The organism is Streptomyces sp. NPDC002055, from assembly GCF_040296705.1.
Lineage (GTDB): Bacteria > Actinomycetota > Actinomycetes > Streptomycetales > Streptomycetaceae > Streptomyces.
Window position 1 is genome coordinate 47,666 of record NZ_JBEOXS010000012.1, and the last position, 13,522, is coordinate 61,187.

Genomic DNA, 13,522 nt, shown 5'->3' on the forward strand with positions numbered 1-13,522 from the left:
GTCGGACCTTCCTCTCTCGCTTCTGCATGGGTGTGCGGCGGAGCCGGCTCCGGCCGACCGGCGTCATCTCCGGTCGGAACGGCCGCGTTCGTAACGGCTCAGCCGGCGGTAGCCGGTGAGAGTGCCGTCCGGGTCGGTCGTGATCTCGTAGGACGCCATCAGGCTCATCGTGTCCGGCACCCGGGCCAGCTCGAGGATCTCCACTTCCACGATCCAGCCCTTCTCGGTGCGTTCGAGCCGGGTCACCGCCTCTGCTCGGAGGCCGGTCAGCTCGGCGAGCTGCGCCCCGGCTCGCCGGAGGACGTCCAACGCCGGAGGACGGTCGTCCGCCGCGCTCTTCTCTGAGTTTTTCGAAGTGTCAGCCATCGTTGCCTCGCTGCATCGGGTACCACGTTTGCCCTACGGCAAACATCGAGTTCCAGACGGGCTCGAACGGCCTTTTCCGGGAACCGTGTTAACTATTTCCCCGGGTTTTTCGAGGGCTATTGGACAAGGCGTCAGAAACGTAATTCGGCGGCGAATGGCCGGAGTTCCGGGGCCCGTAGGAGGGCACGTACGGGTGACGCTGGGGTGATGAAGTCGACGCGACAGCTTGTGACACAAGCGTGACGACCCGCGGATCCGCCGGTCGCTCGGACGTGCCTTCCGTCACGTCTTCGGGGGCGCCTACGGTGGCCACCATGAGCGACGCATCGACCCCACCCGAGCCGACGGACGACGACTTCGAGTCCTATGTCGGACTTGACGCTTCCGCCGCCGAGGAGCGCGCCCGGCAGCGCGGCTGGACCACGGTCCGCACCCTCCCGCCGGACGCGATCATCACCATGGAGTACCTGACGGGCCGCCTCAATCTGGCGGTCCGGGACGGCGTCGTCGTCCGCTGCTGGAAGGGCTGACCGGAACGGGGCGGCGCCGGGCCGCGGTACCGCCGGGCCCGGCGCCCGCCCCTACGGAAGCGGAACCGGCGCCGGGCGGCGCGCGGAGCGGCCCGCGCGTGACGGACCGGCCCGCCCGCTGGTCCTGCGGAGCGGCCCGTTGCGGGCCGGGGCAGGGCGCAGCCGGGAGCCCGCGGAACCGCCGACCCGGCCCGTCACGACGCCGGCCCGGCCGTCACGACGCCGGCCCGGCCGTCACGACGCCGGCCCGGACATCACGGCGAGCCCCCCGACATACGACGACGGCCCCGGCGCTGAGCAGAGCGCCGGGGCCGTGTGGTGCGGGGAACCGGGGTGCGTACCGTCCCCGCGGCTCGGAGGTGCGTGGAGTCAGCCGCCCGCCCGTCCGCGCCCGGTCGCCGGGCCCAGCGGGGCGGTCCGCGGCGCCCGGTCGGAGTGCGGTGGCCTGCGGCTCCCGGTCGGGCTGACCGGGCTGCGCTCGGAGCGGCTGGTGTGCGGGCGGGCGGGGTGGTGCGGCCGGTTCTCCGCACTGCGGGCGCTCTGGCCGCCGGAGCCGTGCCCACTGCTCACGATGACCGGCTCCAGGCCGTGCGGCACCTTCTCCGGCGCCGGGGCGCGCGTCGTGACCAGCGGGGAGGTGCGGGCGCCCACCGGCGGCAGCGGCCGCGGTGCCAGGCTGCCGGTCGCGCGGTAGCGGGCGCGGAGCGCGAAGATCCACGCCTCGACGGTGGCGATGGCCGGCTCGAACCAGGGCAGGGCCAGCAGCACGACCAGGCCCGCGGCCCAGCCCAGGAGCACATCGCTGACCCAGTGCGTACCGAGGTACACGGTGGTGGCGCCCACGCCGAGCGCGAAGACGGCGGCGACGACCGACAGCACCCGCCGGGCGCGCGGGGTGGTCGCCAGATAGGCCAGGATGCCCCAGGTCACCACGGCGTTCGCGGTGTGCCCGGAGGGGAATATGTCGCCGCCGGACCACATCTCGGCCGAGCCGACGGTCGTGGCGTAGTGCGGGCCGAGACGCCCGAGGCCGTACTTCACCGCGCCGACGGTGATGTTGAGCAGGAGCAGGGCGACGCCGAGCGCGAGCAGCGGGCGCAGCGTGCGCTGTCTCCAGGATCTCCAGCCCAGCCACGCGGCGACCAGCACGGCGGTCGGGCCGCGCTGGCCCAGCACCACGAAGTAGTCGAGGAAGGCGTGCAGCTCCGGCCACTGCTTGTAGGGCCGGAAGAGCATGACCTGCCAGTCCAGCCGGACGAGGTGGTCGCTCACGAAAACCGCCGCGACGATGGCCACGTAGAACCACACGGCCGAGCCGAACAGCACCGTGCGTGTCCGGCTCATCCGCGGCACATCGCGGTTGCTGGGTCGCTCCGGCTCCTGCTCCAGTCGGGCGAAGATTTGGTTGGTACGCACCCAATCGACGTTACAGGGGGTGAGCGGTGCCCCCGGCTCGAACCAGAGGGTTCGTGATGACGATGTGATGTGGCCCGGACCTCACCGAGATACAAATTCAGCACGCCTCCGCAAAGCCCGAGCACAGGCCGGATGAATTCCGTGAGGCCATTTTTCCGGCCCTCCGGCGGGTAAGGCGAGTGTGTTTACCCCGATGTGGCCGTGAATTGTCCGCACCGTTGCGGAACGGCCGGAACCGGAAGTTCCGGAACGTTCGGGAATGATCGTTGATCAAGGTTATGACCTGGCGGTTCCCGGTCCGGGGAAAGGTGTGCGGGGGCCGGCCGGGGGTCCGCGCTCCGGAGGCGGCCGCTCCCGTCACGCTGTGTCGGTGGCCGGTCACCCCGGGGTGGTGGGCGGCTCGGGAGGATCGTGACGGATACCACGCGCCCCCGGTGGCCGAGGTGGGCCGGGGCCCCGTCCCGGCGCCGCGGCTCGCGTACCCTGACGATTCACTCGCGTTCGAAGCCGGGCCCGCCGGGCCGCAGTCCCGTCCGTCCGGGGCCCGCCGACCGAGCGGAATACTGGGAGGTGCGTACATGTCCGGAACGACCACGGCCCGCGACAAACGGGCGGCGGACGTTCCTCGGCATCGGCGCGGCACGAGCGACCACGGAGCCAACCGCTGGGCCGTGCTCGTCGTCCTCTGCGTCAGCCTGCTGCTCGTCGCCCTCGACGCGACCGTGCTGCACGTCGCGGTCCCCGCGCTCAGCGAGGACCTGCGGCCGGGCTCCATCGAACTCCTGTGGATCGTCGACGCCTATCCGCTCGTCGCCGCCTCCCTGCTGATTCTCTTCGGCACCCTCGGCGACCGGGTCGGCCGCAGACGGGTCCTCCTCCTCGGCTACGCCCTCTTCGGCGTCGCCTCCGCCGTGGCCGCCGCCGCGGACAGCGCGCAGGTGCTGATCGGCGCCCGCGCCCTGCTGGGCATCGGCGGCGCGATGATCATGCCGGCGACGCTGTCGATCCTCCGGCAGGTCTTCCCCGACCGCCGCGCACGGGCCCTGGCCATCGGCATCTGGAGCGCCGTCGCCGCGGTGGGTGCCGCGATCGGACCGCTGCTCGGAGGCTTCCTGCTGGAGCACTACTGGTGGGGCTCGGTCTTCCTCATCAACATCCCGCTGATGGCCGTCTGCCTGCCGGTCGGCCGCTGGCTGCTGCCCGAGTCCACCGGCGACCGCAACGGCCCCTGGGACGTGCTGGGCGCGCTGATGGCGGCGTTCGGCCTGTTCGGCATGGTGCTGGGGGTGAAGCGGGCCGGCAGCGGCGAAGCCGTGCTGCACCCGGTCACCCTGATTCCGCTGATCGTCGGAGCCCTGCTGCTCCTCCTCTTCGTCCGCCGGCAGCGCCGCCGCGAGCACCCGCTGGTGGACCTGCGGATGTTCGCCCGCCCCGCCTTCGGCACCTCCGTGGGCTGCATCGTCGTCGGCATGCTGGCGCTGGTCGGCCTGGAGCTCATCGCCACCCAGTACCTTCAGCTGGTCCTCGGCTTCTCCCCGCTGGAGACCGGGCTGCGCATGGTGCCGCTGACCGTCGCCGCGATGGCCGCCGGGCTCCTCGGCTCCCGGATGCTCCAGCGCTTCGGGCCGCGCGCCATGGTCTCCGCGGGCTTCGTGCTCACCGCCGGCGCCGTGTTCTCGCTGACCCTCATGGGAGCGGACGACCGGCCCTGGCTGCTGACCGTCGCCCTGATCCTCCTGGGCTTCGGCCTGGAGACCACCCTCTTCGGCGCCTACGAGTCGATGCTGAGCGAGGCTCCCGCCGCCGACGCGGGCGGCGCCGCCGCCATCGGCGAGACCTCCTACCAGCTCGGCGCCGGCATCGGCATCGCCCTGCTCGGCAGCGTCATGAACGCGGCCTACGCGCCGGGAGTCTCCGCCGTGACCGGTGTGCCGGACCGGGCCGGGCGGGCCGCGGGACACTCGCTCGGCGAGGCGTACGAGGTGGCCGACCGGCTCGGCGGCCCCGCGGGCGCCGCCCTGCGCGCCGCCGCCCGCCAGGCCTTCGTCCACGGCCTGCACGTCACGCTCGTGGTGAGCGGCGTCCTGCTGCTGCTCGGCGCCTGCGCCGCGCTGCGCCTGCCCCGGTCCATGGAGGAGTACGGCGACGAGCCGGAGGACACCGACGGCCCGGCGGCGGAGCGCCCCGGAGCCACCGGGTCCGGCCGTGCCGCGGGCGGGCTGCCCGGCCAGCAGAGCCGCGGCCGCAGCCGGGTCGGCGCCGACCACACGGGCTGACCGGGCGGACCGGACTCCCCGGGCGGGCACCGGCGTGCGGCGCTCCCCGGGCGGGCACCGGCGTGCGGCCGTACCCGCCGGCCGGCCGTTACGTCACCCGCGCCCGGGCCGGCACGTGCACGCCCGGCCGGGGAGGGCGCCGCATACGGGCGGCGGTCGGCACGAGGCCGTCGGCCGGCCCCGTCGCCCCGAGGACGACAGGGGCGGTCGGGGAAGCCCCGGCCAGGGGTGGACGACGGGGGTTACCGCGCCGTAGCGTCGGGGCCGAACGGGATGATCACAGCGCCCGGCGCGAGCCGGTGGCGGCGCCCTACCGAGCCGGAGGCCGACCGATGTCCGCAAGCCGCACCCTGCCACGGTTCGACCCCGGCGACCCGCTCGGGATCGACGACCTGCTCGGCGAGGAGGACCTCGCCGTCCGCGGGACCGTACGGCAGTGGGCGGCCCGGCGCGTGCTGCCGGAGATCGCCGACTGGTACGAGCGCGGCGAACTGCCCGACATCCGCGAACTCGCCCGGGAGCTCGGCTCCATCGGCGCCCTCGGCATGTCCCTCGACGGCTACGGCTGCGCGGGCGCGAGCGCCGTGCAGTACGGCCTGGCCTGCCTCGAACTGGAGGCGGCCGACTCGGGTATCCGCTCCCTGGTCTCCGTGCAGGGCTCGCTGGCCATGTACGCCATCCACCGCTACGGCTCCGAGGAGCAGAAGCAGCGCTGGCTGCCCGGCATGGCCGCCGGCGAGATCATCGGGTGCTTCGGACTGACCGAGCCCGACGTCGGATCCGACCCGGCCGCCATGCGCACCCACGCCAGGCGCGACGGCTCGGACTGGGTGCTCACCGGCCGCAAGATGTGGATCACCAACGGCTCGGTGGCGGGCGTCGCCGTGGTCTGGGCACAGACCGAGGAGGGCATCCGCGGCTTCGCCGTACCGACCGACGCCCCCGGCTTCTCCGCCCCCGAGATCAAGCACAAGTGGTCCCTGCGTGCCTCGGTCACCAGCGAACTCGTCCTCGACGAGGTCCGGCTGCCCGCCGACGCCGTGCTGCCTGAAGTCACCGGACTCCGCGGGCCGCTCAGCTGCCTCAGCCACGCCCGGTACGGCATCGTCTGGGGCTCGATGGGCGCGGCGCGCAGCTGCTTCGAGACGGCGGTCGACTACGCGAAGACCCGCGAGCAGTTCGGCCGGCCGATCGGCGGCTTCCAGCTGACCCAGGCCAAACTCGCCGACATGGCGGTGGAACTGCACAAGGGCATTCTGCTGGCCCACCATCTGGGGCGGCGGATGGACGCCGGGAGGCTGCGGCCGGAGCAGGTCAGCTTCGGCAAGCTCAACAACGTGCGCGAGGCGATCGAGATCTGCCGTACGGCCCGGACCGTCCTGGGCGCCAACGGCATTTCGCTGGAATACCCGGTGATGCGGCACGCCACCAATCTCGAGTCGGTGCTCACCTACGAGGGCACCGTGGAAATGCACCAACTGGTGCTGGGCAAGGCCCTGACCGGACTGGACGCCTTTCGCGGGGACTAGGGCGTGTTTCGAAAGTAGCGTCGTCCGCCCGAAGGGCGGGGCCGGAGGTGTCCGGTGCGTGCGATCGCAAGGCGGAGGGTGGGGGCACCTCCCGGGCCGCCAGGCCCAGGGGGAGAGAGCGCAGCGGGCTGCGCCGACGACCGACAACGCGGCGTGGGGCACCTCCCGTGCCCGAAGGGCTACGGGGGAGTGCGTGCCGGACACCTCCGGCCAGGCGGGACTTTCGAAACACGCCCTAGGTCCACGGCTTCCGCCGCAGGCGCCGCTACCGGAGCCATGGCACGGATCGCGAGCGACGACCGGTGAGCGACGCCTGATGAACGGCGACCGGTGAACGACGTCCGGTGGACGGCCCGTCGATGAACGACGGCCGGTGAGCGACAGCCGGTGACCGGCGGTCGGGAATCAGCGGTCGGGAATCAGCGGGTCGGGAAGCGGCGCCCGGTGATGTGGCGGCCGTCGGGCGACGGCCGGGGGCGCGACGGCGGTGAGCGGCCCCGGCTGTCAGCTCTGGTTGAAGAAGCCGTCGCCCCTGCGCCCGGCGTCGCCGCTCACCACCTGGTAGTCGGCCGGAGTGAGCAGGAAGACCCGGGTGGCGACCCGCTCGATGGACCCGCGCAGCCCGAAGGTCAGTCCGGCCGCGAAGTCCACCACCCGCTTGGCGTCCGACGGCTCCATGCCGGTCAGGTTGACGATGACGGGCACGCCGTCCCGGAACAGCTCGCCGATCGCCCGAGCGTCCCGGAAGCTGTCGGGAGTCACCGTCGCGATCCGGGTGCCCTGCTCCTGCGCCGCCTCGTCGGCCACCTGCACCCGCGGGTCGGTCACCCAGGCGTCGACGGGCTCCGGCCCCTCCGCGTAGTCGTCGTCGTAGTAGCGGTCGTCATCGTTGTCATCGACGAGGCCCAGCCAGGCACTCGCCTTGCGCACCGATCCCATGAACGCCTCCTCCCTTGCACGCGGTCTCTGCTGTCCGCCCCTCCATGGTCGTCCATGATGCGGATGTTGCGCCAAGCGAATAGACCCCGCGCAGGGGTTTCGTGACGGTACTGGTGCACAACGGGTGGTGAGGAATCAGGGTTCCGCCTGCGCAGGGCAGCTGACGGGGCGCTGGTGGAAAACCACCCGCCCGGATGGGTGACATGGGGGGCGTCTGGGTGATCGGCACGATCGCTAACATGCCCTCAGCTGCAAAACGTATGTACAGGGGGAGTTTTGTTCGGAATAGTCAGGCCGTGCCGCCACCGTCTCTCCGAGGGGTTGCGGACGCAGTGGATGGCCCATCTCTGCGGACTGTGCCTGGCGTTGCGTGGCGCGCAGGGCCAGTTCGCGAGGATCGCCACCAACTACGACGGCCTGATCGTCTCGGTGCTCGCCGAGGCACAGTCGGAGCGGTCCGGCGCCTGGCGGCGCACCGCGGGACCGTGCCCGCTGCGCGGGATGCGCACCGCCTCGGTCGCGCAGGGGGAGGGGGCGCGGCTGGCGGCCACTGTCTCCCTTGTACTGGCCTCCGCGAAGATGCGCGACCACATAGCCGACGGGGACGGGATGCTGCGGCGCCGCCCGGTGGCCCTCGCGGCCCGGAAGGTGGCCGCGACCTGGGACCGGGCGGGTGCCCGCACCGGAGCCGGCCTGGGCTTCGACACGGCCGTGCTGCTCGACGCGGTGGACCGGCAGGCCGGGATCGAGGCCTGCGCGGGCGCGGGGACCCCACTGCTGCGGATCACCGAACCCACCGAGACGGCGACGGCGGCGGCTTTCGGCCATACGGCCGTACTCGCCGGGCGGCCCGGCAACATCGCGCCCTTGGAGGAGGCAGGCCGGCTCTTCGGCCGGCTGGCCCATCTGCTGGACGCGGTGGAGGACCTGGCGGACGACGCCGCGACCGGTGCCTGGAACCCGATCACCGCCACCGGCACCGACCTCGCACAGGTGCGGCAGCTCTGCGACGACGCCCTGCACGGGGTGCGGCTGGCGCTGCGGGACGTGACCTTCGCGGGGGACGGCGCGGGCCGACTCGCCCATGTGCTTCTCGCCCACGAACTGCGGCAGTCGGTCGACCGGGCCTTCGGCAGCTCCTGTGCCCACGCGCAGCACGGAACCTCCCCCGCACAGCACGGAACGCCGCAGGGCTCCCACCCGTACGGCGAGCCGCCGCGCACCTCGCCGTGGATCACGGACCCGTACGGCCCCGGCCCCGGCGGTCCGGGAGGCATGCCGCCCGAGCCGCCCCGCCGGGGGCGCGGGCTGATCGCCGGGTGCGCGGTGTGGACCGGGCTCTTCTGCACCTGTCAGGTGTGCTGCAAGGACCCCTACGAGGACCCGTGGAACGGGCAGCAGCGCGAGGGCTGGTGCCGCAAGTTCTGCGACTGCTGCGACTGTTGTGAAGGCTGCTCCTGCGTTGACGGTTGCAGCTGTTGTACCGACTCCTGCGAATGCTGTGAGTGCTGCGGGTGCTGCGAGGGCTGAACGTCGGGTACCGGCCGGTGTACTCCGGTTGCGGGTGCGGGGCCTTCCCGCACCCCTGACCGGGGTGTGCTGAGCCGGTGAGCCGGCGGGTCTTTGGGCGGGCGCCGGCCGGGGCGAGGTTCTGCCACGGAGGGGACACGGCAGGCCGGGGGCGGCGCCTGCTGTGGTGGGTGGCCCGGCTGTGTGAGGGCGGAGGTCGGGGCGCTGCGCGCAGCCGCTTCCGGTACGTACGACGGCCCGGACGTGCGAGGGCCGACAGGGGTGAGGGCACGACGGGGGTGAAGGCCCGCCGGTGCGAAGTCCGGTGCTGCGGACGTCCGGTACGTGCGGAGCGGCCTCGGGCGCGGAGTCAGTCCGAACAGGACGACGACCACACCCGACCGAAGTCGATGTGGCATCGCGTGACGAGCCGGTGACCTGCCTGCATGGGCCAAGTGGAACAGCAGTCCCATGTGACGTCAACTGCCCCCGGCGGAGCGGCTCACAGTGCGGACAACCTTGACAGCGGACCGTGCGCACCGCATAGCCTCGGTGCCCGGCCGTGCTGAGGGGCGCGGTCGGGCTGTTGCTGTGAGGGCGTCCGCCACCCGTGCTCGATCCGTAGCCGACGGAGCCTTTGCATGTCCGTGTCGCCGGACACCGTGTTATCGAACGCCTTCGCCGTTCCGGTTGCTGTTCCCGCCCCGGTCCTAGGGGTGTCGGGCCTCCGCGGCGGTACCGAACCCTGGTTCGCCGTCCCTGCCGTGATTCCGCTTGCCGCGCCGACGGTCGACTCCGGGGTCCGGAAGGGCAGTTGGCCGACGCTGCTCTCCGTGTGTCCGGGGAACCGCCGTGACCGTCCGGATGTTCCTGCCGTGGCGCGGTGCCCTGCCGTCGGCGGTGGCGATCCGCCGGGCGCCGAAGACGGGTGCGGCGCGGTGGCCGGTGGTGTGCGGCGGTCCGTACGGCGCCACGGGCCCGGATGCGCACTCCGGCCCGTGCCGGCTGCCGTTTCCCCTCGCTGAACCCCTCCTTGCCACCCCCCTCTTCCGAAGGATGACCATGCCCGGACCGACCCGACCGCTCCATCTGGCCGCCGCTCTCGACACCGCGGGATGCCAAGAGGCCGACACATACGTGGAGTTGGCGCGGCTCGCCGAACGCGGCGCCCTGGACTTCATCACCCTCGACGACGGTGCCGCCCCCGTCGGAGAAACCGCCGGCGGTCTCGACGCCCTCGCCGTGCTGGCCCGGGTCGCCCCCGCCACCGAGCGGATCGGCCTCGTGCCGACCGTTCCCGCCTGCCGCACCGAGCCGGCCCGGGTCGCCGCGGCGCTCGCCGCGCTGGACCGGGCGAGCCGGGGCCGCGCGGGCTGGACCGTCGATGTCCCGGTGCCCCGTGCCGTAGGCCGGCCGGCCGGCGCGCGTCCGGCCGCCGAGGCAGCGTTGTGGGCCGAGGCGGACGACGCGGCCGGGGCCGTCGCACGGCTGTGGGACGGCGGCGAGGACGGCGCGGAGGTACGGGACACGGTGGCCGGGCGTGTGGTCGGCCATGACGGGCCGCAGCGGGGGGATTCCGTGAGCTCGTTCCGTACCGTGCGCGGACCGTCGGTGCCGCCCCGGTCGCCGCAGGGCCGCCCGGTGATCGCCGTCGACGCGACCACGGGGCCGAGTCAGGAGACCGCGGCCCGCCATGCGGACCTCGTCCTGGTTCGCGCCGAGGACCCCGACACGGCGCGTGCCGTCGGGGAGGAACTGCGCGAGCGCGCTCGCGCTCACGGCCGGGAGCCGGGCCGTCCGGCCGTCTTCGTCTCACTGCCCGTCGAACTCCGCACCCCGGCCGACGCCGTGGGGCTCGCCCACCTCATCGGGGACTGGTACGCGGCGGGCGCCGCCGACGGCTTCCACCTGCGGCCGGCCGACACCCGCCGCGACCTGGTGCTGATCGTCGACGGCACCGTGCCCGTCCTCCAGCACCGCAGTCTGCTCCGCCGCTTCTACCCGGGTTCCACCCTGCGGGAGCACCTGGGGCTCGGATACCCCGCCGGCCGGTGCGCGGCGGTGGAGGGAGCCCGGGTCGCCGGGCCGTGACGCTCCCGCTGGACGCCGGGGCGGTCGGCACGCGCCGGCCCCGGCGGTCGGCCGCGGTGGTCTGCCGGGGAGGTCGGGTGCGACGGCTGCGGAAGGTCGTCGCGGCCGCATCCAACGGAGCCCGGCCGGAACGGCCGCGGGGCGGCGCTGCGCGAGCCACGCGGCGGCTGACGTTCCGTCCGCATACCACAGATCGTGCCCGAGCGGCTGGATGAGGTGGTCGACCGGGTGGAGCCGCTGCTTCAGGAGCGCGGCGCGTTCCGGACCGCGTACGAAGGTGCGACGCTGCGGAAGCACCTCGGCCTTCGTCGGACCGTATGGCTCGTAGGGAAGGACTCCACCCCGGCATGGAATGGGACCGCCCCGGCATGGAACGGGACCGCATGAGCGCGCAGCGGCAGCGGGCGGCGTGGCCCGCCCGCGGTGCCGCGTGTGCTGTGCCGGTCCCGGGCGTGCGGGCGGTGCCGAGGAGGTCGGTTGATCCGGCGCTCCCGGCCGCGGTGATGGTTCCGGATGCGTCGACGGCTCAGTCCGCGCCGACCGCGCCGGCCGTGCCCGCGATTCCGGCGCAGCGGCGCGCTCCGCGTACCCTTCCGGAGCGGCGCGACGGCCGGGCGGGCGCCGGTAACCGTCGGGCCACGGAGCGCCGGGCCACGGAGCGCCGGGCCGGGGGACGTCCCGCGGGGCCGCGCCCTGCCACCCCTCTCCCCGCCCGGCATTGCCCTGCCACCCCTTTGTCTGCCCTGCATCGCCCCACCCGGCATCACCCCCGCACCGGCCTGCGCCGCCTCGCCGTGGAGTCCCGCGTGCTGGAACGGCGGGGCGGTCTCCCCGAGTTGCCCCGTGGCGTCCCGACCGGGTGGTCCCCGGGGCCGGATCCGTTGAACGGCCGATCGGAGGGGTGGGTTCCGGACACTCCTGCGCGTGGGATGGACAACGGTCGTCCGGCCGTGCCCCCTTCCGCCGTCGACGGTGCCCCCGCCGTTGTCGGAGGTCCGTCCGGCGGGCCCGCCCGGCGCTCCGGGGTGACCGAGGCGCGTCCCGCGTCCGCGGGTTCGCTCCTCGACGGTGGCGTTCCGCGGCTGGTCGTCCCCTGTCGCTGCGGGGTGTGCGCGGTACGGACCCCGGTCCCCGGGGCCGGGTGGCCGAGCACTGCGGCGCCTCCGGACCCGCCTCCCGGGCCGTGCCGGGCCGCGTCGGCCATAGCCCGGCCGTACGGCGGACGGTGCACGGCCCGGGTGCCCGCCGCCGACGGCTCCGCGTGCGGACCGGGCCCGGGGCGCGATGCCGGACTCCGCCCCGGACGAGCCGAGAACACCCTTCGGGCGGCAGCCGAGACGGATGGGACGCAGTGGATCGTCTTCGCCGGTGCGATCAGTGGGAGCGGGAGTCGCCGCTGCCGTTGGTCCGGGCTGCTCCCGGCCGCCGCCACCGCGGTGGCCTCGGCCTCCGGGCGTCCCCGGCCGTCGTCGTGCCCCGCTGCCGGGGCCGTGCGGCGCCCCCTCCCGCCCCCTGTGAACACCGCTCCCTTTGCTGTCGCGGCGGGGGAGCGGAACCTGCTGACCCACCGGCCCGTCCGCGCGCGGGCCGGGTGCCACGGGACCCCGGGGGCCACCGGCCGCCGAGGCCCCGCTGCCTGCGCGGACCACGGCTGAAAGGCGCTCTTGCGGCCCGGGGCGCGGCGGCCGAATACTCCCCCCAGCGCTTGTCAGGAGCACGTCCAAAAAGACTCCGGAGTGCTCTCCGACTGCGCCTCACGGGCCTGCCCACCCAAGCGGACCCCCCATTCCCCACTGGAGGAAGAAGTGAGGATCAAGCGCATCACCCCCCACTCAGGCATCGCGAGACGCGCACGGCTGATCGCCGTCGCCTCCGGGCTCGTTGCCGTCTCGGCGTTCGCGGCCCCCGCCGCCAACGCCGAACCCCCCGCCCCCACCTACAGCGCGGCCCAGCTCACCGGGGTGAGCGATGCCGTGCTCACCGCCGATGTCGGCGGCACCGCCTGGCATGTCGACAAGGAGACCGGACGGGTCGTCGTCACCGCGGACAGCACCGTCTCCAGTGCCGAGATCGCGAAGATCCAGCGACAGGCCGGCCGGGACGCCGGTGCGATCCGCATCGAGCGCACCCCCGGCAAGTTCACCAAGCTGCTTTCGGGCGGCGACGCCGTCTACGCCGACGGCTGGCGCTGCTCGCTCGGCTTCAACGTGCGCAGCGGCAGCACCTACTACTTCCTGACCGCGGGGCACTGCACCGATGGCGCGGGCAACTGGTACACCAGCGCGGCCCGCACCACGGTCATCGGCCCGACCGCCGGGTCGAGCTTCCCCGGCAACGACTACGGCCTGGTGCGCTACACCAACAGCTCGATCAGCCACCCGGGCACCGTCGGCAGCCAGGACATCACCAGCGCCGCCGACGCCACCGTCGGGATGTCCGTCACCCGCCGGGGCAGCACGACCGGTACGCACGGCGGCACCGTCACCGCATTGAACGCCACCGTCAACTACGGCGGCGGCGACATCGTCTACGGCATGATCCGCACCAATGTCTGCGCCGAGCCCGGCGACAGCGGCGGCCCGCTCTACTCCGGCAGCCGTGCCGTGGGTCTGACCTCGGGAGGCAGCGGCGACTGCACCTCCGGCGGGACGACTTTCTTCCAGCCGGTCACGGAGGCGCTGAGCGCGTACGGCGTGAGCGTCTACTGATTCCACGGGCGCGTACGGCGTGAGCGTCTGCTGATTCCGCGGGCGCGTACGGCGTGAGCGTCTGCTGATTCCGCGCCGTCCGGTGCCCGTCGCACCATCCCCTCCAGCCGTCCCCGGCCCGGTCTCCCACCCCCACCCCGGAGAGTCCGCGGCCGGTG

9 protein-coding genes and 1 pseudogene are annotated in these 13,522 nt (G+C 73.7%); 7 read left to right on the plus strand and 3 right to left on the minus strand.

Features of this window, described 5'->3' with window-relative positions; all coding sequences use genetic code 11:
- Nucleotides 1–63: 63 nt before the first annotated feature.
- Entirely contained in the window at nucleotides 64–366 is a 303-nt protein-coding gene (locus ABT112_RS09705; protein WP_351507450.1) for a gas vesicle protein GvpO, read from the minus strand.
- Nucleotides 367–680: 314 nt separating this feature from the next.
- Here ABT112_RS09705 and ABT112_RS09710 point away from each other — a divergent pair, with 314 nt between their 5' ends.
- A complete protein-coding gene (locus tag ABT112_RS09710) occupies nucleotides 681–896 on the plus strand; it encodes an I78 family peptidase inhibitor (RefSeq protein WP_351507452.1) in 216 nt (71 codons plus the stop codon).
- 369 nt (nucleotides 897–1,265) lie between these two features.
- Here ABT112_RS09710 and ABT112_RS09715 read toward each other — a convergent pair whose 3' ends face one another.
- A complete protein-coding gene (locus tag ABT112_RS09715; protein WP_351507454.1) occupies nucleotides 1,266–2,312 on the minus strand; it encodes a phosphatase PAP2 family protein in 1,047 nt (348 codons plus the stop codon).
- Nucleotides 2,313–2,890: 578 nt separating this feature from the next.
- Between ABT112_RS09715 and ABT112_RS09720 the strand changes: the two genes are divergently transcribed.
- Nucleotides 2,891–4,588 (plus strand): MFS transporter, encoded by a 1,698-nt coding sequence (locus tag ABT112_RS09720; RefSeq protein ID WP_351507456.1) that lies wholly within the window; start codon nucleotides 2,891–2,893, stop codon nucleotides 4,586–4,588.
- Between the two features lie 332 nt (nucleotides 4,589–4,920).
- On the plus strand, nucleotides 4,921–6,117 hold the full coding sequence (locus ABT112_RS09725) for an acyl-CoA dehydrogenase family protein (RefSeq protein WP_351507459.1): 1,197 nt from the start codon (nucleotides 4,921–4,923) through the stop codon (nucleotides 6,115–6,117).
- A gap of 504 nt (nucleotides 6,118–6,621) precedes the next feature.
- On the opposite strand, the gene ABT112_RS09730 is transcribed toward ABT112_RS09725, so the two are convergent.
- On the minus strand, nucleotides 6,622–7,056 hold the full coding sequence (locus tag ABT112_RS09730) for a cell division protein SepF (protein ID WP_351507461.1): 435 nt from the start codon (nucleotides 7,054–7,056) through the stop codon (nucleotides 6,622–6,624).
- Between the two features lie 276 nt (nucleotides 7,057–7,332).
- On the opposite strand from ABT112_RS09730, the gene ABT112_RS09735 reads away from it, so the two are divergent.
- From ABT112_RS09735 to ABT112_RS09745, 4 genes and pseudogenes are all read left to right on the plus strand, one after another.
- Nucleotides 7,333–8,586, plus strand: a complete 1,254-nt coding sequence (locus tag ABT112_RS09735; RefSeq protein WP_351507463.1) for a DUF5685 family protein — start codon at nucleotides 7,333–7,335, stop codon at nucleotides 8,584–8,586.
- A 1,041-nt stretch (nucleotides 8,587–9,627) separates the two neighbouring features.
- Nucleotides 9,628–10,656 (plus strand): LLM class flavin-dependent oxidoreductase, encoded by a 1,029-nt coding sequence (locus ABT112_RS09740; RefSeq protein ID WP_351507465.1) that lies wholly within the window; start codon nucleotides 9,628–9,630, stop codon nucleotides 10,654–10,656.
- Between the two features lie 198 nt (nucleotides 10,657–10,854).
- Nucleotides 10,855–11,043, plus strand: a pseudogene (locus ABT112_RS35345) (hypothetical protein); the annotation flags it as partial.
- Nucleotides 11,044–12,461: 1,418 nt separating this feature from the next.
- On the plus strand, nucleotides 12,462–13,364 hold the full coding sequence (locus ABT112_RS09745; protein WP_351507466.1) for a S1 family peptidase: 903 nt from the start codon (nucleotides 12,462–12,464) through the stop codon (nucleotides 13,362–13,364).
- Nucleotides 13,365–13,522: the final 158 nt, after the last annotated feature.

Coding starts and splice junctions, on each gene's coding strand:
- ABT112_RS09705 (WP_351507450.1), bottom strand. CDS start 366: ATGGCTGACACTTCGAAAAACTCAGAGAAGAGCGCGGCGGACGACCGT.
- ABT112_RS09720 (WP_351507456.1), top strand. CDS start 2,891: ATGTCCGGAACGACCACGGCCCGCGACAAACGGGCGGCGGACGTTCCT.
- ABT112_RS09710 (WP_351507452.1), top strand. CDS start 681: ATGAGCGACGCATCGACCCCACCCGAGCCGACGGACGACGACTTCGAG.
- ABT112_RS09740 (WP_351507465.1), top strand. CDS start 9,628: ATGCCCGGACCGACCCGACCGCTCCATCTGGCCGCCGCTCTCGACACC.
- ABT112_RS09725 (WP_351507459.1), top strand. CDS start 4,921: ATGTCCGCAAGCCGCACCCTGCCACGGTTCGACCCCGGCGACCCGCTC.
- ABT112_RS09730 (WP_351507461.1), bottom strand. CDS start 7,056: ATGGGATCGGTGCGCAAGGCGAGTGCCTGGCTGGGCCTCGTCGATGAC.